At 70.3% G+C, this 25,052-nt stretch carries 27 protein-coding genes and 1 pseudogene; 15 read left to right on the top strand and 13 right to left on the bottom strand.

Going from position 1 to position 25,052, the window contains the following annotated elements:
* Window positions 1–98: 98 nt before the first annotated feature.
* From IF55_RS04590 to IF55_RS04565, 6 genes are all read right to left on the bottom strand, one after another.
* The gene (locus IF55_RS04590) at window positions 99–980 is read right to left on the bottom strand and encodes a carbohydrate ABC transporter permease (protein WP_030874100.1); all 882 of its coding nucleotides are present in this window, start codon (window positions 978–980) and stop codon (window positions 99–101) included.
* Window positions 980–1,945: a carbohydrate ABC transporter permease gene (locus IF55_RS04585; RefSeq protein WP_030874102.1), complete on the bottom strand. Its 966-nt coding sequence runs from the start codon at window positions 1,943–1,945 to the stop codon at window positions 980–982. The genes IF55_RS04590 and IF55_RS04585 overlap by 1 nt, the downstream gene beginning before the upstream one ends.
* Complete coding sequence (locus IF55_RS04580; RefSeq protein WP_030874104.1) at window positions 1,945–3,354, bottom strand: ABC transporter substrate-binding protein; 1,410 nt, start codon at window positions 3,352–3,354, stop codon at window positions 1,945–1,947. Before IF55_RS04580 ends, IF55_RS04585 begins: the two co-directional genes overlap by 1 nt.
* Before the next feature lie 210 nt (window positions 3,355–3,564).
* Window positions 3,565–4,575 carry a LacI family DNA-binding transcriptional regulator gene (locus IF55_RS04575; protein WP_030874109.1) on the bottom strand — a complete coding sequence of 337 codons (1,011 nt, stop codon included), beginning with the start codon at window positions 4,573–4,575 and terminating at the stop codon, window positions 3,565–3,567.
* Window positions 4,576–5,040: 465 nt separating this feature from the next.
* Complete coding sequence (locus IF55_RS04570; RefSeq protein WP_030874111.1) at window positions 5,041–5,460, bottom strand: cysteine/serine endopeptidase inhibitor; 420 nt, start codon at window positions 5,458–5,460, stop codon at window positions 5,041–5,043.
* Window positions 5,461–5,738: 278 nt separating this feature from the next.
* Complete coding sequence (locus tag IF55_RS04565; RefSeq protein ID WP_030874114.1) at window positions 5,739–6,392, bottom strand: helix-turn-helix domain-containing protein; 654 nt, start codon at window positions 6,390–6,392, stop codon at window positions 5,739–5,741.
* A 245-nt stretch (window positions 6,393–6,637) separates the two neighbouring features.
* Here IF55_RS04565 and def point away from each other — a divergent pair, with 245 nt between their 5' ends.
* Window positions 6,638–7,300, top strand: a complete 663-nt coding sequence (gene def / locus IF55_RS04560) for a peptide deformylase (RefSeq protein WP_030874116.1) — start codon at window positions 6,638–6,640, stop codon at window positions 7,298–7,300.
* A 152-nt stretch (window positions 7,301–7,452) separates the two neighbouring features.
* Here def and IF55_RS04555 read toward each other — a convergent pair whose 3' ends face one another.
* Window positions 7,453–8,256 (bottom strand): hypothetical protein, encoded by an 804-nt coding sequence (locus tag IF55_RS04555; protein WP_030874119.1) that lies wholly within the window; start codon window positions 8,254–8,256, stop codon window positions 7,453–7,455.
* Between the two features lie 262 nt (window positions 8,257–8,518).
* Between IF55_RS04555 and IF55_RS04550 the strand changes: the two genes are divergently transcribed.
* Window positions 8,519–9,661, top strand: coding sequence for a phosphotransferase family protein (locus IF55_RS04550; RefSeq protein ID WP_030874122.1), 1,143 nt, complete (start codon window positions 8,519–8,521; stop codon window positions 9,659–9,661).
* A gap of 114 nt (window positions 9,662–9,775) precedes the next feature.
* Window positions 9,776–10,309: an HAD domain-containing protein gene (locus IF55_RS04545; RefSeq protein ID WP_030874124.1), complete on the top strand. Its 534-nt coding sequence runs from the start codon at window positions 9,776–9,778 to the stop codon at window positions 10,307–10,309.
* A gap of 2 nt (window positions 10,310–10,311) precedes the next feature.
* Here IF55_RS04545 and IF55_RS04540 read toward each other — a convergent pair whose 3' ends face one another.
* Window positions 10,312–10,953 carry a TetR/AcrR family transcriptional regulator gene (locus IF55_RS04540; protein ID WP_048831519.1) on the bottom strand — a complete coding sequence of 214 codons (642 nt, stop codon included), beginning with the start codon at window positions 10,951–10,953 and terminating at the stop codon, window positions 10,312–10,314.
* A 150-nt stretch (window positions 10,954–11,103) separates the two neighbouring features.
* On the opposite strand from IF55_RS04540, the gene IF55_RS04535 reads away from it, so the two are divergent.
* Window positions 11,104–12,555, top strand: coding sequence for an amidase (locus IF55_RS04535; protein ID WP_030874129.1), 1,452 nt, complete (start codon window positions 11,104–11,106; stop codon window positions 12,553–12,555).
* A gap of 17 nt (window positions 12,556–12,572) precedes the next feature.
* On the opposite strand, the gene IF55_RS04530 is transcribed toward IF55_RS04535, so the two are convergent.
* From IF55_RS04530 to IF55_RS04515, 4 genes are all read right to left on the bottom strand, one after another.
* Window positions 12,573–13,532 carry an alpha/beta hydrolase family protein gene (locus IF55_RS04530; protein WP_030874130.1) on the bottom strand — a complete coding sequence of 320 codons (960 nt, stop codon included), beginning with the start codon at window positions 13,530–13,532 and terminating at the stop codon, window positions 12,573–12,575.
* Window positions 13,533–13,766: 234 nt separating this feature from the next.
* Window positions 13,767–14,060: a hypothetical protein gene (locus IF55_RS04525; protein WP_030874132.1), complete on the bottom strand. Its 294-nt coding sequence runs from the start codon at window positions 14,058–14,060 to the stop codon at window positions 13,767–13,769.
* Between the two features lie 3 nt (window positions 14,061–14,063).
* On the bottom strand, window positions 14,064–14,636 hold the full coding sequence (locus IF55_RS04520) for a hypothetical protein (protein ID WP_030874135.1): 573 nt from the start codon (window positions 14,634–14,636) through the stop codon (window positions 14,064–14,066).
* Complete coding sequence (locus IF55_RS04515) at window positions 14,633–14,812, bottom strand: hypothetical protein (RefSeq protein WP_030874137.1); 180 nt, start codon at window positions 14,810–14,812, stop codon at window positions 14,633–14,635. The genes IF55_RS04520 and IF55_RS04515 overlap by 4 nt, the downstream gene beginning before the upstream one ends.
* A gap of 246 nt (window positions 14,813–15,058) precedes the next feature.
* On the opposite strand from IF55_RS04515, the gene IF55_RS04510 reads away from it, so the two are divergent.
* The 4 genes from IF55_RS04510 (at window position 15,059) to IF55_RS04495 (ending at window position 19,255) form a co-directional block, all read left to right on the top strand.
* Entirely contained in the window at window positions 15,059–16,078 is a 1,020-nt protein-coding gene (locus IF55_RS04510) for a GlxA family transcriptional regulator (protein WP_048831552.1), read from the top strand.
* Between the two features lie 238 nt (window positions 16,079–16,316).
* Window positions 16,317–16,829 carry a helix-turn-helix domain-containing protein gene (locus IF55_RS04505; RefSeq protein ID WP_398244542.1) on the top strand — a complete coding sequence of 171 codons (513 nt, stop codon included), beginning with the start codon at window positions 16,317–16,319 and terminating at the stop codon, window positions 16,827–16,829.
* Window positions 16,826–18,163: an MFS transporter gene (locus tag IF55_RS04500; protein ID WP_030874143.1), complete on the top strand. Its 1,338-nt coding sequence runs from the start codon at window positions 16,826–16,828 to the stop codon at window positions 18,161–18,163. The genes IF55_RS04505 and IF55_RS04500 overlap by 4 nt, the downstream gene beginning before the upstream one ends.
* Window positions 18,164–18,382: 219 nt before the next feature.
* Window positions 18,383–19,255: an endo alpha-1,4 polygalactosaminidase gene (locus tag IF55_RS04495; protein ID WP_037962303.1), complete on the top strand. Its 873-nt coding sequence runs from the start codon at window positions 18,383–18,385 to the stop codon at window positions 19,253–19,255.
* A gap of 198 nt (window positions 19,256–19,453) precedes the next feature.
* On the opposite strand, the gene IF55_RS04490 is transcribed toward IF55_RS04495, so the two are convergent.
* The gene (locus IF55_RS04490; RefSeq protein ID WP_398244540.1) at window positions 19,454–19,633 is read right to left on the bottom strand and encodes a CsbD family protein; all 180 of its coding nucleotides are present in this window, start codon (window positions 19,631–19,633) and stop codon (window positions 19,454–19,456) included.
* Between the two features lie 372 nt (window positions 19,634–20,005).
* On the opposite strand from IF55_RS04490, the pseudogene IF55_RS04485 reads away from it, so the two are divergent.
* The 7 genes and pseudogenes from IF55_RS04485 to IF55_RS04465 form a co-directional block, all read left to right on the top strand.
* Window positions 20,006–20,767 (top strand): annotated as a pseudogene (locus tag IF55_RS04485) (cyclase family protein); the annotation flags it as partial.
* A gap of 173 nt (window positions 20,768–20,940) precedes the next feature.
* Window positions 20,941–21,624: a methyltransferase gene (locus tag IF55_RS04480; RefSeq protein ID WP_030874151.1), complete on the top strand. Its 684-nt coding sequence runs from the start codon at window positions 20,941–20,943 to the stop codon at window positions 21,622–21,624.
* 31 nt (window positions 21,625–21,655) lie between these two features.
* Complete coding sequence (locus tag IF55_RS39675; RefSeq protein ID WP_169767183.1) at window positions 21,656–21,814, top strand: hypothetical protein; 159 nt, start codon at window positions 21,656–21,658, stop codon at window positions 21,812–21,814.
* Window positions 21,811–22,161 (top strand): hypothetical protein, encoded by a 351-nt coding sequence (locus tag IF55_RS04475; RefSeq protein WP_030874154.1) that lies wholly within the window; start codon window positions 21,811–21,813, stop codon window positions 22,159–22,161. Before IF55_RS39675 ends, IF55_RS04475 begins: the two co-directional genes overlap by 4 nt.
* A gap of 409 nt (window positions 22,162–22,570) precedes the next feature.
* Complete coding sequence (locus IF55_RS04470) at window positions 22,571–23,929, top strand: hypothetical protein (protein WP_048831516.1); 1,359 nt, start codon at window positions 22,571–22,573, stop codon at window positions 23,927–23,929.
* Between the two features lie 140 nt (window positions 23,930–24,069).
* Window positions 24,070–24,147 carry a 50S ribosomal protein bL37 gene (locus IF55_RS41415; RefSeq protein ID WP_370443954.1) on the top strand — a complete coding sequence of 26 codons (78 nt, stop codon included), beginning with the start codon at window positions 24,070–24,072 and terminating at the stop codon, window positions 24,145–24,147.
* A gap of 367 nt (window positions 24,148–24,514) precedes the next feature.
* Window positions 24,515–24,898 (top strand): peptidase inhibitor family I36 protein, encoded by a 384-nt coding sequence (locus IF55_RS04465; RefSeq protein WP_030874158.1) that lies wholly within the window; start codon window positions 24,515–24,517, stop codon window positions 24,896–24,898.
* The last annotated feature ends 154 nt before the right edge of the window (window positions 24,899–25,052 follow it).

Here is a 25,052-nt window from a genome sequence, read left to right as displayed (position 1 = left end):
ACGGTTTCATGCGCGATGCGTGGGGGCGTACGGGGCCGGGCTCGTGCTGATGGACGTACGGGCGAACGGAGCGGCCGGGGCAGGCGGGGGCAGCGGGCTCAGCCCTTGAGGCCGCCCGCGCCGAGGCCGGCGATGATCTGCCGCTGGAAGACCAGGAACAGCGCGATCAGCGGCAGCGAGGCCATCACCAGGCCCGCCACCAGGCTGTTGAGCGGGGTGTCCTGGGAGACGCGCTGGAGGAAGACGCTCAGCGGTTGCCGCGCCGGGTCGGGCAGGACGAGCAGCGGCCAGAGGAAGTCCTTCCACGCGGCGACGACGGAGAGGATCGACACCACGGCGAGGATCGGCCGGGACAGCGGCAGCACGATCCGCCACATCGTGCCGATCGGGCCCGCGCCGTCGATGCGGGCGGCGTCCAGCAGTTCGTCGGGGACGCGGTCGAAGAAGTTCTTGAGGAGGTAGATGTTGAAGGCGTTGGCGGCGGCGGGCAGCCAGACCGCGCTGGGGCTGTTGATCAGGTTCCGGTTGACCAGCGGCACGTCGACGACCGTGAGGTAGGCGGGCACCAGCAGCGCCGTGGCCGGCATCATCAGCGTGACCAGCATCAGGCCCAGGACGATGTTCCCGAACCGGGGCCGCAGCTTGGACAGCGCGTACGCGGCGGGGACCTGCACCGCGAGCTGGATCAGCCAGGCGCCGCCCGCCAGCAGCACCGTGTTGAGGAAGTAGCGGGTGAGGTCCATCTCGCGCCAGGCGTGGGCGTAGTTCTCCGGGTGCCAGTGCTCGGGGACGTACGTGGGCGGATTCCGCGCCAGCTCCGCCGACGACTTCATCGCGCCCGTCGCGGCCCAGTAGAGCGGTACGAGGAAGGCGACGGCGAACAGGGCCACCGCCACGGCCAGCGCCGTCCAGTAGACGAGCTTCCCCTTGCGGGTGCGCAGCACGCCGGGGCGGACGAGCGTACGGGTGGAGGCGGCCATCAGTCCTCCTTGGCGCCGCGGGTGGCGCGCAGGTAGAGGGCGGAGAAGGCGGCGAGCACGACGAGCAGCAGCAGGCTCAGGGCGCTCGCGGTGCCGAAGTCGTTGTAGACGAAGGCGTAGCGGTAGACGAGGAACATCACGGTGACCGTGGAGTCGTCGGGCCCGCCGCCGGTCATCACGTACGGCTCCGTGAACACCTGCATCGTCGCGACGATCTGGAGCAGCAGGAGGACCAGCAGCACGAACCGGGTCTGCGGGATCGTGACGTGGCGCAGCCGCTGCCAGAGGTTGGCGCCGTCCAGCTCCGCCGCCTCGTACAGCTCGCCGGGGATGGTCTGGAGGGCCGCCAGGTAGATCAGGGTGGCGGTGCCCATGTTGGCCCAGGTGGAGACGATCACCAGGGAGACCAGTGAGGTGGAGGAGGAGTCCAGCCAGCCGGACGTCGGCAGGTGGAGGGTGCGCAGCACCTCGTTGAGCAGCCCGGGCCCCGGATCGTAGAACCACTTCCACATCAGCGCCACGACGACGGGCGGCAGCATCACGGGGAGGTAGACGAGGACGCGGAAGTACGCGCGGGCGTGCCGGAACTCGTTCAGCAGCACCGCGGTGAGGAACGGCACGAGAAAGCCCAGGACCAGCGCGTAGGCGGTGAACAGGGCGGTGTTGCGCCACGCCGTGACCAGCAGCGGGTCGCGGAAGAGCTTCGCGAAGTTGGCCGTGCCCGCCCAGGTGTTGGCGGTGGCGAAGTTGACGTTCTGAAAGCTCAGCAGCACGTTGCGGATGATCGGCCACCACGAGAACAGCGCGAAGACGACCACGGCGGCGCACAGGAACCCGTACGCGGTCAGGTGCTCGCGCACCGCGCGGCGTCGGCGGGCGGCGCGGCGCTCCCGACACACGGCGGCGGGCGAGGCCGGCGGCTGGGGCGGGGCCACGGAGGTCTCCAGCGCGGGGGCGGCGGCCATCACAGGGCGCTGTAGATCTGGTCGACCTTTTTCTGGGCGGCGGCGAGCAGCGCGTCGATGTCGGCGTCCTTCTCGGTGAGGACGGCCTGCATCGCGTTGTCGAGCGCCGCGTAGACCTGCTGCGCCTCCGGGGGCTCGATGAGGCCGGGGACGCGGGGCGCCGCGTCCATGAAGGACTGGTAGTTGCCGACGGGGACGTTGGCGTGGGCGCGCTTGGCCTTCTCCACCCGGTCGCGGACGGAGCCCTTCCAGATGTCGGGCGTGGGCGGCATGGGCAGTCCGATGGGGAGCTTGGCGTCGAGGTTGTCCTGGATGTTCCGCTCGACGAGATCGGGGTTCAGGTACTTCCACTGCAGCCACTTCACCGCGGCCTTGATCTTCTTCGGCGAGGCCTTGGGGTTGACCATGTACCCCTCGCCGCCGATCAGCGTGGCCTTGGCGTCGGGTACGGGCGCGAGGCCGTAGTCCTGGTACTCGCCGCCGAACTGCTTGGCGATGACGGCGATGTTGTCGGCGGCGGAGACGTACATCCCGAGCTTTCCGCTGCCCATCATCCGCTGGACGTCCTCGGCCTGGAGCAACTGCTTGCTGCCCATGGAGCCGTCCTTCCAGCGCATGTCGTGCAGGTCCTGGAGGGTGGCCCTGCCCGCCGCCGAGTTGAACGCGGCCTTCCACTTCCCGTCCTGTTCGGTGGCCATCCGGCCGCCGCGCGAGTACAGCTCGGCGGTGAAGTGCCAGCCGCCCTGATTGTTCTTGGAGAAGTCCGCGTATCCCGTGGTGTTGTCGCCGAGCCCGGCGATCCGCCGCGCCGCGGCACGCACCTCCGCCCAGGTCCGCGGCGGCTTGTCCGGGTCGAGTCCGGCCTTCTTGAACAGCGCGCGGTTGTAGAGCAGGCCCATGGAGTAGTTGGCGGTCGGCAGGCCGTACTGGCGGGCCTTGTCGTCCTGGAACACCTTCATCAACTCGTCCTGGACGTCGCCGCGGTGCGGCATGTCCTTGACGTAGTCGGTGATGTCGGCCGCCTGCTTCTTCGCGATCAGGCCGCGGGTGTCGGTGAAGTAGACGTAGAAGACATCCTCCAGCTTGCCGCCCGCCAGCTTGGCGTTGAAGGTCTTCGGGTCCATGAAGCCCTCGTGGGGGACGATGTCGATATCGGGGTTGGCCTGCTCGAACTCGCGGACATGCTTGTCGAAGAGCTTGCGCTCGAACGCCTGCGTCGTGGGCGGCTGCCCGTTGACGGAGAGCTTCACCTTGCCGCCCGGCGCGCCGTCGCCGCCATCGCCGCCGTCGCTGCTGGTGCCGCAGGCGGAGAGCCCGGCGAGCGCGGCCAGGGAGAGGACGGCCGCGGAGGCGCGTATGAGGGAACGGCGGCTTCTCGTGGACGACGACGTGGACGATGTGGACGACATCGGTGGACCCCTCTGAGCGTGAGCGGTGCGGTGAGCGGTGGCGCACACTCAAGCACTGGGGTCAGAGGAGGGCAAGATGTCGCGCGTAACTTGCAAAATATTGACAGGTGGTAGGGCTGGTTTCGATACGCGGCGGGGGCGGCCTCGCGCCGTGTGAAGGTCGAGACCTCAGAGCGACGGGCTGGGCTCCAAGACCTCGGGATCGGGCCCTCAGCTCGCCGGCGCCGGGCCCGTCGAGCCCCGTACGACCAGCTCCGGCTCGAACATGATCTCGTCGCGGACCACTTCCCTGCCGTCGATCTGCGCCGTCAGCAGTTGCACCGCGGTACGGCCCATCGCGTCGATCGGCTGCCGTACGGTCGACAGGGGCGGCTCCGTCACGGTCATCAGCGGCGAGTCGTCGTACCCCACCACGGATACGTCCTCCGGGACCCGCAACCCGCGTCGGCGCGCGGCCCGCACCGCGCCCAGCGCGATGATGTCGCTGGCGCAGACGATGCCGGTCACCCCGGCGTCCAGCAGCCGGGCGGCCGCCGTGTGACCGCCCTCCATCGAGTACATGCCGCGCACCACGCGCTCACCCGGCAACTCGGCGCCCGCCGCCCGCGCCACCGCCTCCGCGGCGGCCAGTTTGCGGCGCGAGGGCACGTGGTCGGCCGGGCCGAGCGCCAGGCCGATCCGCTCGTGGCCGAGCGAGGCGAGGTGGCGCCACGCCTGCTGGACGGCGACCGCGTCGTCGGTGGAGACGCAGGGGAAGTCGAGCCCCGGGATCGGGGCGTTGACCAGGACGACCGGCAGGTTCCTGGCGTGCAGCAGCCGGTAGTGGTCGTGCGCCGCGTCCGCCTGCGCGTACAGCCCGCCGGCGAAGACCACGCCGGAGACCTGCTGCTGGAGCAGCAGCTCCACGTAGTCCGTCTCCTGGATGCCGCCCGGCGTCTGGGTGCAGAGCACCGGCGTGAGCCCGCGCTGGGCGAGCGCGCCGCCGACGACCTCGGCGAAGGCGGGGAAGATCGGGTTCGACAGTTCGGGCAGCACCAGCCCGATGAGCTTGCCGCGCTCCCCGCGCAGTTGGGTCGGCCGCTCGTAACCGAGCACGTCCAGCGCCGTGAGCACGGCCTGCCGGGTGGCCTGCGAGACTCCGGGCTTGCCGTTCAGCACCCGGCTGACGGTCGCCTCGGAGACGCCCACCTTCTTCGCCACCAGCGCAAGTCGTCGCGTCATACACGCAACACTAGCGCAAGCCTTGCAAGTCGCTTGCGCTGCTTGCTTCCTCGTCAGGGGAAGGTGGCGGTTGTCGGTCTGTCGGCTCGCTGTCCTCGCCCGGTTCGGGCCGGTGCCGCAGCAGGCCCGTGCAGCAGCGGGCCCATGCAGCAGTAGGCCCGTGCAGCAGCGGGCCCGATGGCCGTGCGGCATATGTGCCGCCGTCCATCGGGCCCGCGTCGCGCCTTGCGTCAGGAGTACTGGTCTCTCGTGGATCGGGTCGACGTGGATCGGGTCGACGTGGATCGGATCGACGTGGATCGGATCGACGTGGATCGGATCGACGTGGATCGGATCGACGTGGATCGGGTCGACGTGGTTCAGGTCGATGCCGTCGACAGGACCGATGGGGCTGTCAATTCAGGGTGGCCGTCAAGTCAAGGTGGCCGTTATGTCAGTTCAGTACGGTCGGCCGGGGCCGCCGTTTCAGCGCACGAATTTCCAATTGACCTGCGGGACCATGTCGGTGCCCGCCGGGACCAGCTTGCGGAAGGCCGCCTGGCCGAGGTCGATGTGGGTCGAGGCGCAGGAGGGGCACTTGTCCCTGACCGGCACCGTGATCGTCTTGCCCTTGTAGGTGACCTGCACCTTTATGCCGGAACAGAGCGGGTCGTTGTTGGGGTTGGCCGAGGTCCACCAGGACGCGGAGACCGCGACCAAATCCTGAGCGGTGGGGTCGATGTACGTGCCGCAGGCGCCGTAGCCCTTGTCGTTGTAGTAGGTCATCTTGCCGGTCATGGCCTTGCCGATGGGGACGTCGGCGTGTGCCGTTCCGGTGCCGAGGGCTATGCCGGTGACGGCGATCACGCCGCAGACCGTGGATCTCCAGCGTATGGATGCGCGCATGGCTTCTCCTCATCCGAGTTCATCCGGGTGGTACCGGGGTCTTGCTCGGGCAGGTGCCGTTGCCTGGACGGTGGTGCGTCCGGCGGTGCACAACGGCGGGAGACCGCCGAGCCACTGCCGTCGACGGCAGCCCTCGGAGCCTCCCGATCACATGAGTGCCATGAACTCCAGCCGCCTCACAACCCCCAATGGGCACAACTATCCGGAACTGGCGGATTTATGTGATGAGTTTGGCCCGGAACGATCCCATGACCGATGGCCGTACGCCCATCCACACCTCAGCCGTCGTCCGCCGCGTCGGAGGACTCCCCCTCCCCCTCCCCCTCCCCCGCCTCGGGCAGGAGAGGGAACAGCCGGGAGATGAGGGCCACGGGTCGGGCGCCTTCGGGACGGGCCAACGGGCGCTGTTCGCGGTCCTGATAGGGGGCGAGCGCGCGGCGGAGCACGCCGGCCACCCGGCTCATCTCGTCGGGCGTCAGATAGGCGACGGCGCTGAAGGCTTCGTCGCGGCGCCATTCGGCCGGCGCCTGCTCGCGTTGGCCGAGCCATCGGCGCCAGCTCTCGTCCTCCAGCCCTCGGGCCAGGTCGCTGAACCCCTCGGCAGGCGTTGCGTCGTCGATGGGTGTCGCGTCATCGGCGGACGCGGCGACATCGGCGTCGCGGTCGTGATCACGGCCGGGGCGCCGCAGCCGCCAGGGGCGGGCCCGTCCTCCGCTGTGCGGAGCCTCTTCGACGTGGCCGTGGCGGGCGAGCTGACGGAAGTGGAACGAGCAGAGCCCGGAGCTGTAGCCGAGCCGGGTCGCCGCCTCGGTCGCGGTGACGGTCCCGACCTCCGCCAGCAGGGCCAGCAGGGCGGTACGCACCTCGTGCTCGCGCAGTCCGTCGCTGTCGCGGGTCCGGCCGGGCTGATAGGTGAGGTCGTCTTCGGTCACTTTGCAAAGTCTGCTACTTTGCAAAGCACCTGGCAACTTGTCGATCAACTCTGGCGTGTCGGACGACGGTGATGGTGCGTGGTGCGTGGTGCGTGGTGGCGTGCGTTACCGCTGCGGTGGCCTGCGCGGCTACTGCCGTCGCCTGCGTACGTACCGCTGTGCCGTGATGCGCGTACCGCTGCGCCGCTGTGCCGTGATGCGCGTACCGCCTGTCGCGGCGTACGAAAAGGAGAGAAACCCCCACCATGTCCGTTCATCACGACCGATCCCACTCCGTCGACCGGCGGGTCCGCGTGCAGGGAGTGCCCGTCGACTCGTATCCGGCGCTGGCGGCGGAGGCGGTGCGCGGTTCGGCGCGCCGTGTCACGGAGGTCGGCGAAGAGGTCCTGAACCGTCGGTGCCGGGATGTGACCGAGTTCGGTTCCGCCGAGCTGTCGACGCTGATCGATGACATGTTCCGGACGATGTACGTGGCCGACGGCGCGGGCCTCGCCGCCAATCAGGTCGGCGTCGACCTGCGACTTTTCGTCTACGACTGCCCGGACGACGACGGGGTCCGGCATGTCGGCCACGTCCTCAACCCGGTGCTGGAACTGCCGGACCCCGGCAGTCGGCGGCTCATCGACGACCATGAGGGGTGCCTGTCCGTGCCGGGCGCCACCATGCCGGTGCCCCGCACCGACCGGGCGGTGGTGCGGGGCTTCGACAAGGACGGCGAACCGGTCGTCATCGAGGGCACGGGTTACTTCGCCCGGTGCCTTCAGCACGAGTGCGACCATCTCCTCGGCCACACGTATCTCGACCGGCTCTCCAAGCGTGACCGCAAAGACGCGTTGCGGCAGATGGAGAACCGCCGCGAGGAGGTCTACGCCCGGCGCGCGGCCAAGGCCGCCGAACTGGAGCGGTGAGGCTGACTCCGCGTCCGCGGTGCCAGTGATGGGCTACCGGGGCCGCCCCATAGGGGGCGTTTCGGCCAGGCATTGCGGCCGGGCGTTTCGGCTGGGCATTTCGGCCAGGCATTTCGGCTGGGCGTTCCGGTCGGGAGGCGGCGATGGCCGCGTCAGCGGGGGACGTTCTTGACCGGGAGTTCCTTCGTCGCTCCCGCGATGTAGTAGTCCTTGGGCGCGGAGAAGAGCACGAAGTCGTGGTCATCTTTGCGGATCTTGGCGCGGACGGTGAAGTTGCCGTTCGCGTCAGCGGTGGTCTGCGCGTTGAACTCGGTCTCGTAGTACGTGCGCAGCAGCACGCGGGTGCCCTTGACCGGCCCGTGCCCGGCGGGCCAGGCGACCTTTCCGGTGACGGTGAGGGTGTCGCCGGGGTGCACCTTGGTCTTGTCGACCTTGTAGCTGAGGGTGCTGGCGACGGGCTGAACGGTCACGGAGGTGTCGGCGAAGAAGAAGTGGCCGTCGTCAGGGTCGCCGGGGTCGTACGCCGCCCGGAATTCCACCTCATGGCTGGGGGACGGGAACTTGCTGTCCTCCTTCTCCCAGCGGTCCGCCGGCACGCCCGAGAGCGCGAACCGTCCCTCGGCGTCGGTGCGGAGGGTGCCCAGGCCGCGGCTTTCCCGTTCGGTCGGGTCGATGGGGTCGCCCCACGGGTTCCAGGTCTCGAACGTGACGTTCTGGCTGAGCTGGACCGGTACGCCCGCGGCGGGGGTGCCGTCGGCGCGGGTCACCGTCCCGGTGAGGTCGACGGTGCGGTGCGTGAAGTCGGTGGCCGCGGCGCTGCTGGTCAGGGTGACCTTGAAGGGGTCCGGCGGCTCGGGTGTGCCGGCCGCGTGGGTAGCCGGCACGCCGATGGCCGTGGTGGCCAGGGCGAGGGCGGCGGCGGTCGTCAGCCGGGCGAGCGGTATGCGCGTATTCACGGGAACTCCGCTGGTGTCGTCGGGTGCCGGTGGGTTCCGGCACTTGCTTCGACACCCGTGGTGACGGCTGCGGTTGTAGGGACCACAGGGAGTGCATGGGCTGTTCAACGCCTGGTCGTCCGCTGGTCTTCTGCGGCTGGCGCGACGTCATGTGCGCGGGGAAGCGGAGAATCCGCCGCCGGTACGGCCGCCTCGCCCCGCCAATTCCCGTCCTTGGTCGCCCTGTTCGCGGCGGGGGTGGGGCGTGGAAGGATGATCCGTCATGAGAGCGCGGCTGGTGTTCGGGGACGTGTTGCGGGCCGAGTTGGAGGCCGGGTTGGGGGTGCCGAAGCGTTCCCGACGGCTGGAGAGCAGCCCTCGCTCGCGGGTGTGGCGCGTCGAACTGTCGCGACCGCCGGGCGAGTCGGAGGCGCGCGAGATGTCGGGAGCGTCAGGTACGTCGAGGGCTTCGGGGGCCTCCCGGACGCTGGGGACGCCGGGGGCTTCCAGGGGATCGGTAGTGGTGAAGCAGCTCGTCGAGGGGCCGGGCGCGGATGAGCGGTACGCGCGTGAGGTCGCCGCTCTGCGCCTCGCTTCCCGCGCCGAGGCCCCCGTGGCGCCCGCCCTGCTGGCCACGGACGCCGGCGAGCGGATGCTCGTACTGGAAGACCTGGCGCACCAGCGACCGCCCGAGGACTGGATCGTCGGTTACGCGACCGCGCTGGCACGGCTGCACGCCACGGCCCGGCCCGAGGACGCGGGGGCGCTCCCCCGCTGGCAGGGCCCGAGCCAGGCCGACGCCGATGCCTTTCTGGCCCTGGCCGAAACCTTGAAGGCCCCCGTACCGCCTGGGGCTTCGGGGGAACTCCACGACCTCGTGTCCCGCCTCGGCCAGGCACCCGGCCACACCGCTCTGCTGCACGGGGACCCGTGTCCCGGAAACGACCTGCACACCGCCGCGGGCATCAAATTCATCGACTTCGAGCAGGCCTCTCTGGGTAACGGTCTGATGGAACTGGCCTATCTCCATGTCGGCTTCCCGACCTGCTGGTGCGTTACTTCGGCCCCCGCGCCGCTGCTGCGCCGCGCGGAGCACGCGTACCGTACGGCCTGGCGCGCGGCCACTGGCTCCGAGCCCGAAGGCGACCTCGCCGACGCGTGCGCCGGCTGGCTGCTCCGCGGCGACGCCCTCGTCGAACGCGCCCACCGCGACGGTACCGACCATCTCGCCCGGCTCCCCCACCAGGACTGGGCGTGGGGCACCGCCACGGCCCGCCAACGCCTGGCCCACCGTCTCGCCGTCGTCAGCCGTCTCACCACCGCCCACCCCGCCCTCTCCCGCACCAGCGCTCTCACCGCCACCATGCGCCGCCACCTCCTCACCCGCTGGCCCGCACTCCAGCCGGTCCCGACGCGACGCCCGTAGGCCGCGAGCAGGCCGACCGCGCCTTCACCGCTGGGCCTTCACCGCTCGGCCTTCGGCGCTCGCCGGCCGGTGCTCGGCGCTCGGTGTGCGCCTGACGGCGGCTAACGTTCTGTCGTGCCCGACTCTCCCCTCCCCCTGCTCTTTCTCGACATCGACGGCCCTCTCATCCCCTTCGGGGCGACACGGCAACTGTTTCCGAACGGCTACCCGACCTACGAGGCGGCGCACCGCGTACCACGCGAAGCCGAGGCGCATCCGCTGATCACCAGGGTCGACCCGGCGCACGGCCCACGGCTGATGGCGTTGCCGTGCGAGCTGGTGTGGGCCACCACCTGGATGTCCGACGCCAACGCGGTCATCGCCCCATGGCTCGGCCTGCCGGACCTGCCCGTGGTGGCCTGGCCCGAGCCCACCGCCGAAGACGGGCGCGACGGTCTCCACTGGAAGACCCGCACCCTCCTGAGCTGGGCGGCCGGACGCCCGTTCGCCTGGGTCGACGACGAGATCACCGACCACGACCGCACCTGGATCGAGCACCACAGCCCCGGGCCTGCCCTCCTGCACCGCGTGGACCCCCGCCTCGGCATAACACCCCACGACTTCTCCGTCCTCGGGAAGTGGCTGGGCTCGTCGGAAACGGTCAGCTGAGCTCAGCCGCGAGGTGGTCGACCAGAGGGCGTTCCAGGAGTGGCAGGGGTGGGCTGGTGGCGGTCGAGGGTTGCGCGCACGATGTTCATGAGGTGGTCGCCGGGGTGAGCGATGCTGCCGTTCTGCGTGCTGACCTGGGCCCCTTCGAGTAGGAAGGTGATCTCGGCTGTGGCCTGCTCCGGGTCGGGGAGGCCGGCCGCGGTGCACATGGCGGTCAGGCGGCGGGCCTGGTGGGCCTTGTGCTGCTCGATCACCTGGCGGGCGGGGTGGGAGCGGTCGGGAAGCTCGGCGAGGGAGTTGATGAAGGGGCAGCCCCGGTGCGAGATCGCCGGTAGGCCCTCGGCGATGAACCGGGCGAGGCCCAGGATCTGCTCCCTCGGCTCGTCAGGGAATTCGGCCTCGACCCGGTCGAAGGCGGCTTGGTAGTCGGCGGCGACGATCCGCAGCCATTCCGCCACCAGTGCGTCCTTGGTGTCGAAGTGCCGGTAGATCGCCATCTTGGTGGTCTCGGCCTTTTCGGCGATCGCCTGGACGCCGACCCGCCGGATGCCCTCGCTCTGGAAGAGCTCTTCCGCGGCATCGAGGATGCGCTCACGCGGTGGCAGTTTCGCCACTCTGCTCGGCCTTCTCGCGGTCGTTTCCATGGCTGCTCCGTCTGTCCGGTGGGTCGTGTGCCGGTCGACCGGCTGGGGTTGCTGAACCTTCGATCCCTGCTACGGTACCAGTCCGTCCCGAGCGATACCGCTTGGTATCGTTCAGGACTAGGCGGTATCCATCTCTCCTGAGGAGTGACAGTGAAAGTTGCCGAATACGTACGCTTCGACGCGGTCGGGCTGGCGGAACTGGTGGCGAGCGGCGAGGTGTCCCCCGCCGAACTGGAAGACGTCGCACGCGAGGCCGCACAGGCGGTCGACCCGCGTCTCAACGCCATCGTGGAGACCTGGCCGACCGACGACGAGCCCACCCCGGGCAGCGCGCCCCTGGCCGGGGTCCCCTTCCTGATCAAGGATCTCGGGGTCACCATGGCCGGGCGGCGGCTGGAACTGGGCAGCCGCCTGGCCGTCGGCCACGTCGCCGGCGAGGACTCCTTTCTGATGCGGCGCTTGCGCCGCGCCGGTCTCGTCACGTTCGGGCGGACCACGACGCCGGAGATGGCGTACAGCATCACGACGGAACCCGTGCTGTACGGGTCGACGCGCAACCCGTGGGACCCGGAGCGGACCGCCGGCGGATCCAGCGGGGGCGCCGGCGCGGCGGTCGCCGCCGGAGTGGTCCCGATCGCCCATGCCACCGACGCCGCGGGCTCCCTCCGCATCCCGGCCGCCTACAACGGCCTGTTCGGTCTGAAGCCGTCCCGTGGCCGGGTCTCCATGGGCCCCGGGGCCGACGACATATTCAGCGCTCTGGCCGTACAGAACGGCGTCAGCCGCACCGTTCGCGACAGCGCCGCGCTGCTCGACCAGATCCGCGGCCCGGAGCCGGGCGACCCCTACGTCGCCCCGGAGCCGTACCGGCCCTATACGCAGGAGGTCTCCCGCGCCCCGGGTGTGCTGCGGATCGGTGTCCTCCCCCAGGCGTGGGGCGGGCGCCGTACCGCCGCGCCGGTGGCCGAGGCCCTCGGCCGTACCGTGCGCCTGCTCGAATCCCTCGGCCACCGGGTCGAGGAGGCCAAGGTGGAACTCGGCGCCGGCTGGGAGGAGTTCGTCCTTGCCGCCGCCCGGCTGATGACGGTGAACCTCGCGGCCTCGATCGACGAGCTGGCCGCCGCGTTCGGCCGGCCCATCGACTCCTCGACCCTGGAGCCGGAGACCCTGGCCGGCTACCGCTACGGGCAGCGCGTCAGCGGCACCGAATTCGTCACCGCTCTCGCGATGCGCAACCGGGTCGCCCGCGCCCTGGCACGCCACTTCGAGTCGTACGACCTCCTGCTCACCCCGACCCTGCCGGAACTTCCCCCGCACCTCGGAACGTACGGCGAGGGGGCCGAAGCGCTCGACGGCCACGGCTGGATCGACCGCCTCAACGACCGCTCGCCGTTCACCATGGCGTTCAACTTCGCGGGCACGCCCGCCGCGTCCGTCCCGGTGATGACCGACGCCGGAACGGGGCTTCCGATCGGCATGCAGTTCGCCGCCGATTACGGACGTGAGGGGCTGCTCTTCCGGCTCGCCGGACAACTGGAGCAGGCGAGCCCGTGGGCGGACCGGACCCCGGCGGTGTGGGCGGGGAACCAGGCGGGCGACTGAGGACGGCGCCCGGCGGCTTACTTGGTTTCTATCCGGCCGAACGGGTGGGCCTCTGCGGCCAGTTCGTCCCACGCCGCCTTCCGCGCGGAGTCGCCGGGGTAGAGCGCGGTACGGAGGTACGCGCTGGTGAGCCGCTGGACCGCGGCCACACGCTCGGGGCTCTCGTCCGTGGTCTCGGCGACGTCGTAGCCGGAGACGCCGCCGAGGCCGTGCTCCCCGCCGAAGAGGGTGAGCAGCGCCTTGGGCGCGGGGGCCAGGACGTACGGGTCGGCGTGCCAGTCCGGGCCGTTGACCGTCAGGTGGGCCGAGTCGTCCTTGTCGCCGGCGACCACGAGGGTGGGCGTCGTCATCTCGGAGAAGTCCGTGGTCAGGAGGAACGGGAAGCTCTCGGCCACGGCCTCGGTGAGGGCGTCGCCGCCCCTGCCGGTCGTCGCCAGCAGGATGCCCGCCTTGATCCGGGGCTCGAACAGGTTCACTTCGCTCCCGTCGTCCGGATCGGTGAGCCGGGCGCCCAGCAGCAGACTCGCGGTGTGCCCGCCCATCGAGTGCCCCGCCACGGCGACCCTCCCCCGGTCGAGCCGCCCGCGAAGCTGCGGGACAGCGGCCTCGACCTCGTCCAGCCGGTCGAGCACGCGCTTCATATCCTCGGCCCGCGAGCGCCAGTACAAAGGAGCCCCGGGGGTGGCGGGGTCCAGGCTCAGCGTCGCCGAACTCAGGTGAGTCGGCTGAATCACGACAAAGCCGTGCGCGGCCCAGTAGTTGACGAGGGGCGCGTAGCCATTAAGCGAGGAGAGGTGGTTCGAATGCCCCTGCCCATGCGACAGGAGAATGACCGGCAGACCGTCCCCCGTCATAGGCGCGGAAACCCGCATCTCCAAGTCCACCGCTCGGTCCGGTGCCGACAGCGCCACGGGACTGACCGAGAGGACAGGCACGGGGGCACTCGCGGCGTCGGCGCGGTTGATCGATTCGGTCATGGTGCGCACTTCCATTCAGTTTCCCTCAACATCAACGTCAACCGCCCCCACCTCCGGCTGACCGCAGCCAACCGGCGGCCCACGAGGCAGCCAGGAGCGACCGACCGATCTCGGATACCCGAAACCGGATCGTCGTTCCGATTACTATACGGAACGCGATTCCGATTCGTCAACGGGCAACCGCCAGAGTTCCGACCGTGGAAGCGGGAGGGGCGGGAGGCGGCGCAGCCCCAGTCAGGTCTGGTTGTTGTCGACGGGCTCCGGTGCCACCGGCCGCGGGCGGTCGAGTTGTCGTGTGACCAAGAGGCCGCCGATGCCGGGGATCAGGGCGAGCGCCGTCAGTCGGCCGGCGCTCTGGGGGTGGCGGGCGGTGGCGATGATGACGAAGAGGTAGGAGCATCCGTGCAAGGGCCCCATCACGGAAGACACCGCCGGCCAGTGCACCGTCACGAGGTTGAGCAGCATGAGGATCAGGGAGGTGAGTTCGGCTCGGGCCGCGATCGGCAGGGGCTGCCAGGTGGGTCGCACGTCTCATGCTCCTGTCGTGGAGCCGGGGCGGATGATCATCAGGACCGTCACCGTGGCCCACAAAAGGTTGAACATGCCCGTATACATGGCCAGTCGTCCGCTCAGGCGGCGGTCGGGGGCTACGGCCGCCGCCCCGGCATCAGCAGATGGCACCGCGGCATCAGCAGGCGGCCCGGGTGCCTTGAATGAGGCGGACTCACCCGTCTCGGCCGCACGCGGCGCGTCGCCCTCGGGCGTAGCGAAGTCGGCGAGGACGCTTTCCTGGCGGGGCAGGACCAGCAGCATCAGCACACCCGCGGCGACCGCGGTCAGCACGATCGAGACGATCAGCCACGCGTCCCCCAGCACGCCGAGGCTTTTCGCGGTCGCCACTCCGAAGACCGGGATGACGATCCCCACGGCGGCGTAGATCCTGCTGATGCGGTGCAGGAGCCGCAAGGTGGTGACATGCTGCGCGGCCCCCGGCTCGGCCTGCGCCCGGCGGAGGACGGCGGGGAACATGCTGGCCGCGACGGTCACCGGCCCGATCGCCACGATCGCGGCGAGTACGTGAATGGAGAGCAGCAGCTTCGTCACGAGCCGGCCGCCTCCGGCGCTCCTGAGCCGGCCCGGACACCGCCCGGCTCCGCCCCTGCCATCCCGAACGGCACCATAACCGGCACCCCGAACGGCACGGCGACATCCAACGGATCGAGCCCGTCGGACAACACGTTCTGCGCGAACAAGCGAATCAGTCCCTCTTCATCCTTCAAGCTTCATGCTTCATGCTTCGTGCCTCAGGCTTCGCGCTTCATGCTCCAAGGCGACGCCGACGGCCTCGCCGCCGGCACCGCGACGGCACGGCACCGCACCGACGCTAGCCACCGCCCGGCACGATGGACACAGGCTGGATTGCCAGAACCCAACAGATTCTCGCCAACGCGTTGACCTGCCGTGATGTGTATTTCTTCCTTCTCAATAGCCTTGGCGGGAATGGCACCCCTACGTACGGTGTGGCCATGCATACTGTGGCCGTACTCGCCCTGGACCAGGTCATCCCCTTCGACCTCTCCACCCCGATCGAGGTCTTCTCCCGCACGCGGCTGCCCGACGGCCGGTCCGCCTATCGGGTCCGGGTCTGCGGGAACGCGGCGAGCGTCGACGCCGGAGCGTTCACGCTGCGGCCGCCGTGGGGGCTCGACGCGCTGGCCGACGCCGACACGATCATCCTGCCGGGCAGCGCCAACCCGACCGATCCGGTACCGGACGACGTCCTGGACGCGCTCCGGGACGCCGCCGCCCGCGGTACACGCATCGCCTCCATCTGCGTCGGGGCGTTCGTACTCGCCGCCACCGGGCTGCTGGACGGCCTCCGGGCGACCACGCACTGGGCCGCCGCCCCGGCCCTGGCCGCGCGGCACCCCGGCATCGAGGTCGACCCGGACGTTCTCTACGTCGACAACGGCCAGTTCCTGACATCGGCCGGCGCGGCCGCCGGGCTCGACCTGTGCCTGCACCTCATCCGCAACGACCACGGCTCGACCGTGGCCGCGGACGCCGCGCGGCTGTCCGTCATGCCGCTGGAACGCGAGGGCGGGCAGGCCCAGTTCATCGTCCACGACCAGCCCCCGGCGCCGCGCGGCTCGCTGCTGGAGCCCCTGCTGCGGTGGATGGAGGACAACACGGCGCGGGACCTCACCTTGGACGACATCGCCTCCCACGCCGGCATGAGCACCCGCACCCTCAACCGCCGCTTCCGGGAACAGACCGGCACCACTCCCCTGCAATGGCTGCACCGGACTCGCATCCGGCAGGCTCAGTACCTGTTGGAGACCACCGCCCACGCGGTCGACCGCATCGCCGGGCAGGTCGGGTTCGGCTCCCCCACCGCCTTCCGGGAACGCTTCAAACGCGTCGTCGGCACCAGCCCGCACGCCTATCGCACGGCCTTCCAGGGGGCTGCCGACCGCGGGGCTCTCCAGAGCAGCGCGGCAGAGACCTCCGCCGATCACCCCTTGCAGACGGAACTTTGCAGATAACCCTTTGCAGAGAGTTCTCTGCATTGCGTACTGTCCCGCTATGCCTTCCGAAGACTCCGCAGCCTCCCAAGGCCCCAACGAGCCCATGGACTCCCAGGGCTCCAAGGACCCCAAAGGCTCCGAGGGCCCCAACGGCCCCACCAGCGTCGTCTCCCCCTACGACGGTCCGCCGCGCCCCCTCCAGCCCACCCGGCGCCTCGACGCCCACAGCCTGCGGGGGCTCGCCCACCCGCTACGGATGCGGATCTTCGAGCTGCTGAGCCTGGACGGGCCCGCGACCGCCACCGGCCTCTCCGAGCGCGTCGGGCAGAACACCGGGACCGTGAGCTGGCACTTGCGCCATCTCGCCGAGCACGGGTTCATCGAGGAGGAGACTGGGCGCGGTACGAAGCGCGAGCGCTGGTGGCGGCGGGCCGACGCCACGAACGAGCTGAACATGGCCGACTTCCGCGACAAGCCGGATTCCCGAGGCGCGCTGTCCGTCTACCTCCACGAGCTCGTACAGCAGTACTTCGACCGCGTCACGAACTACATCAGCGAGGACTGGGACGACGTCTGGCGGAACGCCGGCACCGTGGCCGACTGGCCGGACCTGCGCCTGACGCCGGAGCAACTGGCGGCGCTCAACGCGGAGCTGATGGCCGTCGTCGCCCGCCACACCCCCGCCCCGGACGCACCGCCCGCACCAGGCGCGCTGCCCGTGGTCGTACAGCTCCAGTCCTTTCCCCGCCACAAACACGGCAACTCGTGAGCGCGGTCGTGCGCGGCGGTCTGCTGCGGCGCCACCGCGACTTCCGGCTGCTGTGGTGCGGCGAGACCGCCGGCCAGTTCGGGGCGTCCGTCACCAAGGTGACGATGCCGCTGATCGCCGTGTCCGTGCTCCACGCCAGTACGTTCGACGTGGGTTTGCTGACCGCCGCGAGCTGGGCTCCGTGGCTGATCATTGGGTTGCCGGTCGGCGTGTGGGTGGACCGGACGCGGCGTCGGCCGATCATGCTGGCCGCCGCCGCGGTCTCCCTCGCGCTGTTCGCCGCCGTTCCGGTCGCGGCCGGTACGGGCCTGCTGAGCGTCGGCCTGCTGCTGGCCGTCGCGCTGCTGACGGGTACGGCGGCGGTGTTCTTCCAGACCGCCTACACGGCCTATCTCGCCACCCTGCTGGACCCGGCCGACCAGCCCGAGGGCAACGCCAAGCTGCACGGCAGCGCTTCCGCCGCGCAGATCGCCGGGCTCAGTTCCGGTGGTCTCGTCGCGCAGTGGGCGGGCGCGGTCAACGGGATATTCGCCAATGTCGCGACGTTCCTCGTGTCCCTGGTCTGTGTATCCGGCATCCGGCACGCGGAGCCGCGCGCCGCCCGGCCGTCGAATGCGGCCTCCGACGGGAAGCGGCGGCGCGGCGCCCTGGCCGGTGAGCTGGCGGAGGGGCTGCGGCTGGTCGGGGGCGACCCTTGGCTCCGTACGCTGACGCTCTTCGGCGCGGCCTCCAATCTGGCGCTCATGGGGTACCAGTCGATCAACGTGGTCTTTCTGGTCCGGACCGTCGGGTTGCCCGCCGGTTCGGTCGGTGCGCTCGTGGCGGCGGCCGGTGCGGGCGGCGTCGTGGGCGCCTTCGCCGCGCGCCGGGTCGCCGAGCGTGTCGGTACGGCCCGTGCGACGCTCCTGTTCGAGCTGGGGCTCGCCCTCTTCGCCCTGCTCATCCCGCTGGCCACGGACGGGGCCGGGGTCCTGTTCTTCGTGGCGGGCGGGTTCTGCGTCTCGGCGGGCGTGGTGGCCGGCAACGTCATCAAGGCGAGTTTCCAGCAGCGCTACTGCCCGCCCGAGTTGCTGGGCCGCCTGACCGCGACCACGGCGTTCCTCAATTACGGGACGATTCCCCTGGGCGCGCTGCTGGGCGGGGCGCTCGGCACCGCGCTCGGCCTCCGCGCGGCGATGTGGATCACTACGGCGGGCATCCCGCTGGCCGGTGTGATCCTGCTCTGCTCGCCGGTCGGACGGTCCCGGGACCTGCCGACGTCGCGCCGCGGGACCCGGCCAGAATCGAACGGGCCGCGGGACCCGGCGCGGGAATCGGCCCCCTCCGCGCGCTGAGCAGCCGCGTCGCGGACCCGCTCAGCCGCGCCCCGGGCTCCGTCGGGCGGCCCCGGCGCCGTTCGACCACCCCTCATGACCGGGAAGTTCGACACCGGCCGGCGACCACCGCGGAACGTGGCGGACGAGACCCGGCGAGGGCGGTACGGGCGGCGCCACGAAGTCAGAATCACACAGGTTATGTTCGAATCCGGACGATCAATGTGGAAAGCTGAGCGTGTGCTTTCCAAGACCATCCGGTACACCGGAACCCTAGCCCTGTCCATGGCGGTCATCACCGGCTGCTCCTCCGGCGCGTCCAAGTCCGAGCCGGAAAAGCCTTCGACGGCCGCCGAGCAGAGCATGACTGTGAAGTCAGGCAAGGACGGAATCCGTCTGCCGGAGGCCAATGCCTCCTTCGATTACCAGATCGGCGCTCCGTACACGCCCCCGGACGGCGTACGAGCGGTGTCGCGCGACCGTACGGCCAAGCCGGCCCCCGGTCTCTACAACGTCTGTTACGTGAACGCCTTCCAGACGCAGCCCAACGCCAAGGACATCGCATGGTGGAAGGAGAAGCATGACGATCTCCTTCTGCGCAACGACGACGGGGAACTCGTCGTGGACGGGCCCTGGAAGGAACCGCTCCTGGACGTTTCCGACGAGGACAAACGCAAGGATCTCCTCGACATCATCGGCCCGTGGGTCGACGGCTGCGCGACTTCCGGTTACGACGCCGTGGAACTCGACAACCTCGATTCCTTCGAGCGCTCCCAGGACATGCTCACCAAGGAGGACACGGCGGCCTTCGCCAAGCTCCTGGCCACCCGCGCGCACGCCAAGGGCCTGGCCGTCGCCCAGAAGAACACCACCGACCTCCTGGACCAGCGCAAGGACATCGGCTTCGACTTCGCCGTCGCCGAGGAATGCGCCCACTACAAGGAGTGCCCGGCCTTCATGAAGGCCTACGACAACAAGGTCTTCGCCATCGAGTACGAGAAGAAGGATTACGCGGCGGCCTGCAAGGCCTGGGGCAAGGAGCTGTCCATCAACCTGCGCGACCGCGATGTCCACCCGCCCACCAAGGAGGATTACGTCTCCGAGCGCTGCTGAGCGCGCACCGCTCATTGAGCATTCGACATTGAGCATTGAGCATTCAGCACCGAGCGTCGCACGTCGACGATTGAGCACGGAACACTGAGTACTGAGCACGCCGCTGTTTGAACTTTTGAGCGAGAGCGGCTATTGCCTTACCACTGGTGAGTTTGAGCGCGAGGGGCGCTGCCGGCCGGCAGCGCCCCTCGTCCGCGTTCAGGAGTCGTCGCGTTCACCGCGCAATGAGTCCTTCACTCCATCGGCGCGGTCCTTTGCCTCGTCGACCGCGCCCTTGGCCTTCCCCTTGGCCTGGTCGGTCTTGCCCTCGGACTTCATACGGTCGTTGCCCGTGGCGTTTCCGACGGCCTCCTTCGCTTTGCCCTTGATCTTGTCCATGGCGCTGTTGTCACCCACGGGAGACTCCTCACGGTTGGGATCACTGACACACCCAAAGTAGTACAAATACCTCTATTTGGTCCATTGAGGTTCTGTGTCACGAGAAGGCATTGCTTCCGCCATTCGTACCTCTTCGGGGCATGCAGGTGCTCGTGCCCCTGAATCCGCCGTTCAATCAGCCGCACGGGTACGGGCACGGGTACGGGCGTCGACATCGGCACCCGGCACCCGGCACCCGGCCCGACCGTGACCACGACCGCGCCCCTGACCGATGTATCGACCAATCGGGTCCACGGGTGCACCGTCCTGGCATCCCGGGCATGACTCAGCAACCCGAGCGGACACCCGACATCGGAAAGGCGTGACCTGAACATGGCCCTGCTGGCTGAGCTGGTATCGGCGCTGCTGAGCGGCGCGGTGGAGGTGGTCGACCTCACCACCCCGCTGAGCGAACACACCCCCGTCATCGAGCTGCCTCCCGAACTGGGGCAGGCCCGACCGTTCGAAAGGGAGCTGATCAGCCGGTACGACGCGGCCGGGCCGGAGTTCTACTGGAACAACATCCGGCTCTCCGAACACACCGGCACCCACTTCGACGCCCCCGTCCACTGGCTCTCCGGCCGCGATCTCGACGATGTCGCGGCGGTACCGCCGGCCCGGCTGCTGGGCCCCGCGGCCGTACTCGACTTCCGCGCCCAGGCCGCCGCGGACCCCGACTACCTGGTCACCCGCGAAGACCTCGACGGCTGGGCCGAACGGCACGGCCCGCTGCCCGAGCACGGCTGGCTGCTCGTCCGTACGGGCTGGGACGCCCGCGCGGCCGACCGCCGGAGCTACCTCAACGACGGCCACAGCCCCGGCATCGGCCCCGAGTGCGCCCGCTGGCTGGCCGAGGAGACATCGGTGCTGGGCATCGGCGTGGAGACCGTCGGCATCGACGCGGGGGCGGCAGCGACCTTCGCCGACCGGCCGTTCCCCTGCCACTGGCACCTGCTCGGCGCGGGGAAGTACGGGCTCACCCAGCTCCGCAACCTCGACCGGCTGCCCGTCACGGGCTCCATGGTGCTCGCGGCGCCACTGCCCATCGTCGGCGGCTCCGGCAGTCCGGCGCGCGTCCTCGCGCTCGTCGAGAGACCGGCCGGGCAGCCGGGCGGGACACCGGCCGAGGAGACGGCCGAGTCGCTGCTCGCAGCGCTCGTCGAGGCGCCTGCCGACGCCCTGGCCGACACGCTGACCGAACTGGTCGAGGCGGACGGCCCCGACGGCGAACAGCGTGGCCGCGAGTGAACGACGACCGGGACCCGGGGATGGAGCGCAGCCGGGAACTGCTGCGCCGCCATCAGGAACACCCCATCCGCGCGCCCCACACCTTCACCGCCCTGGGCACGGAGTGGGATGTCCACCCCGGCGTCTTCTCCCCCGAATTCACCCCCGTGACGGCCATGTTCACCACCTGGCTCCCCTATCCGCCCGGCGGCTCCTTCCTGGAGGTGGGCTCCGGCACCGGAGTCACGGCCGTCTGGGCCGCGCTGCACGGCTGCCGCTCCGTCGTCGCCCTCGACATCAACCCCGCCGCCGTGGAGAACACCCGCGCCAACGCGCACCGGCACGGCGTATCCGACCGGCTCACCGTTCTGCACAGCGATCTGTTCACCGCGCTGCCGCCCGACGCCGCGTTCGACGTCGTCTTCTGGAACTCCAACTATGTGGAGCCCCCCGCCGACTATCCCCTCGACACCATGCTCCACCACGCCTTCTTCGACCCCGGATACGCGGCGCACGAGCGCTTCCTCGCCGAGGCCCCGGCCCGGCTGACCCCAGGCGGCCGCCTTCTGCTCGGCTTCAGCGACGTCGGCAACCAGGAGCGTCTGCGGCGGCTCTGCGATACGTACGGACTCGGGCTCAGCACCCTCCGCTCCGAGGTGCGCGAACTGCACATGACCGTGGAGTTCCAGCTCCTCGAACTGACCCCGGCCCGCCGTCGGCCCTGACGTCCCGGGTGCTGTCATCCCATCGGGTCTCTTGACAGTCGTTTCGGCACGGAGCCGCCGCGCGTCGGCGAATCTTGCCTGCGCCGGTCCGCCGGGACCGGCCTCGGCCGCAGCGATCCCCGAGATCACCGAGATCACCGAGATCACCGAGATCACCGAGATCACCGAGAAAGGAAATTCCGCACTGTGAACTTTCGCAAGCGCGCCACCGTCGGCCTGACGGCCGCGATCCTGCTGGGCAGCGGCCTGGCCCTCGCTCCCGCCGCGAGCGCCACCCCCACCGCCGCGAGCGCCGCCGCAGCCGGTACGGCCCGAGCCTCCGCCGTCAAGATCGCGGGCACTGCCCCGTCCTGCGTCAAGCGGGACGTCATCAAGCACAAGAAGTACGTGAAGGTCACGAACAGGTGCCACCGGGCGATGCATCTGAAGGTCGTCATCGACTGGGGGCCCGACTCGCGGTGTCTGACGTACCAGCACGGCGAGCAGTGGGAGTGGCACTGGGGCCGCGGCTCGTACGGCAAGGTCGTCACCTGCTGATCCGACTCCCCCGCCCGTCGCGTTGACGCGATGGGCGGGGCCTTCGCGGGCGGTCTTCGCGGCGCGAAAAAGGGGCCCCGACGCGTGAGACGCGGCGTCGGGGTCCTTACCGGTTGCTGTAGCTGACGACCTTTCCGGCGATGAGCGAGGAGACGCTGGTGAGGGGCTTCAACGGCGAGTAGTTCGCGTCCTTGAAGGTCACGCGGTACTCGTCGGTGGCGAGGCGCCTGAGCTGTTCGACGCCCTTGGCGGCCCGGGTCGAGCCGTCCTGGGCGACGACCGCGCCGGCTTCACCTCACCGTGTGCCGACTCGTACGCGAGAGCGCGGAACGCCCCCTTCGCCCGTACTATCGCCCCGGTCGCTCCACTCCTTCACAGCTCCCCTTCACCAACTCCCCCTGGAGAAACTGTGATCACACGCATGGCCGACCAGGACGACGCCTCATCGAGACCCGGCGCTACAGCGGCGCTTCGGATACGGCGCGCGGCACGGCGCCGCGCCCTGCGGCTCGGCAGCGCCGCCGCCTCTTCCCTGCTCATGACGGGCGCACTCATCGTGTCAGCGCCGGCCGCCGTCGCCGATCCGCCGCCCGCCCCGGCGCTCACGGCGCTGCCGTTTCTGCCGGGCGACTGGTACAGCGAGCCGACCGGGCTGAACGAGGAGGGCGCGATCTCGGGGTACTCGACCCCCTCGGACGGCATCTACTCGGCCAACTACCGCGATCGGCCGGTGCGTTGGGAACCGGACAACACCATCACCGCCCTGCCGCCCCTCCCCGGCGATCTGTACGGCAGGGCCGTCGCGATCAATGACGCCGGTACGACCGCGGGGTACTCCTGGCCCGCGGCGACCGCGCGGTCCGCGCGGCAAGGGCACGCGGTGCGCTGGGACAGCGACGGCGGCAGCACGCCGCTCGCCCCCTTGGCCGGTGACACGTTCTCCCGGCCCGTCGCCGTCAACGACGCGGGCGCCGTCGTGGGCACGTCCTGGAGCGGCGACGAGGTCTCGCCCGACGAGGGCCACGGCGTGCTGTGGCGGCCCGACGGCACGCCCCTCCTCCTGCCCGCGCTGCCCGGCGACGCCTACAGCGTGCCTACGGCCGTGAACGGCGCCGGCGAGGCCGTCGGATACTCCTGGAACGGCCGCCTGTCGGCCACCCACGCGGTGAAGTGGAGTCCCGGCGGCGCCGTCACCGACCTCGGCGCCCTCGCCCGCGCCCGGTGGCCTCAGCACGACGCGAGCGACGCCTTCGGCATCAACGACTCGGGCACCGTCATCGGGCAGGCCTTCAAGGCGTACCCGGCGAGCCGGAGCGAGCCGCACGCCGTCAAGTGGGAGAACGACGGCACCATAACGGACTTGGGGCCGGACGCCGGGGCCGCCTCGATCAGCCCCCAGGGGCTCATGGCCGGCTCCCGCCGGCTCGACGGGGCGGTCTGGCAGACCGCCGTGCGCTGGGCGCCCGACGGGACGGCGACCGCTCTGACACCACCGGTCGGCCGGTCCGCCGACGCCACCGCGTTCGGGGTCAACGACGCGGGCACCGTCGTGGGGCATTCCTGGAGCGGCAATCCGAGCCGCGAGAACCAGCGCGCCATGCGCTGGGGTGCCGACGGGGCCGGCGTCGATCTGGGGAGCGCGCCCTCCGATCCGTACAGCTCGGCGCGGTTCGTCAACTCGGGCGGCACCATCGCGGGGGTATCGATCCGCACCCCGATCTACACCTATCTGGCTGGTTCGCACCACGCGGTGGTGTGGCGGCCCTGACCTTTTCGCGGGGAGTCCGCGACCCGCGCGGACTCAGCGCTCGGCGGACTCGGCGCTCGGCGGGTTCCGTCGAATCGACGCGGCGGATATCGATATGAAAGGGTGAAAACTGGCTGAAACCAACTCTGAAAGGAGGCGGCATGTCCTCGAAGCGACGCCGCAAGAAGAAGGCCCGCCGCAAGAACGGCGCCAACCACGGTAGCCGTCCTCAGTCCTGAACTGACGGCCGCCTCGCGGTTCACCCGGGCCGCGCCGCGCGGGCACGGCATCCCGCCGTCGCCCAGGGCCGGCCCAAAAGCACCGCACCGACCGGCGGTCTCCGACACGGAGGCCGCCGGCGTCTTTCTCTCCGCCGCATCCCGCCCGCCCCTCGACGGCCGCGCGCCTCGGAGCACGACGACCCGCCGCGCCCGCCGCGGAATGGCGGCGCCCGTGGATTCGGATGCCTGACCGGCCTGAGACGTCTGAGGCTCACATGCGGCTGCCGCGATGTGACGATGCTTGTGCGGGCGGCGCGACGGGGGACGATCCGCGCGCCGCCGGTAACGGGGAGAAAGGCTCCCTCATCAGAAGGGAAGAAACACCATGAGCATCCGCAACAACCGCAGCAGCAGCCGCATCGCCGTCGTCGCGGCGGCACTCGCCGGAGCCGCCGCGCTGTTCGCGGCACCGGGCACGGCGAGCGCGGACCCGGCCCAGTGGCCGTGCGACCCCTCGGAGTTCTGCGTCTACCACGACACGCAGGGCGGCGGGAGCCACCTGTCGCTGTCGGACGGCGTCTACGACCTCGGCGGCGTGGCCGGCAACCTCAATGACCACGTGTACTCGGTGAAGAACATCTCCGGCGGCAACTGGTGCCTGTACCGCGACGCGGGTTACCAGAACCAGATCCAGCTCATCCCGGACGGCGCGGCCATCGACCTCAACGCCGACATCGCCAACCAGGTCAGCTCCGTACAGTCCTGCTGACCCGGGTGCGGTGCCGGGCCGCCGCCCTCGACCGTACGGCGCCGTCGGCCACGCCCCGCGCGTTGTCGCCGGGCCGTACGGAACGGGTGCCGCCCGGCAGGTGATGCGCGCCCCCGCGCAGGCGCTGGTCCCGCGCGGGGGCGCACGGCCTTCA

The sequence above is a fragment of the Streptomyces varsoviensis genome (genome assembly GCF_000718635.1).
Taxonomy (GTDB): domain Bacteria; phylum Actinomycetota; class Actinomycetes; order Streptomycetales; family Streptomycetaceae; genus Streptomyces; species Streptomyces varsoviensis.
This window is presented reverse-complemented; position numbering and strand designations above follow the sequence as displayed.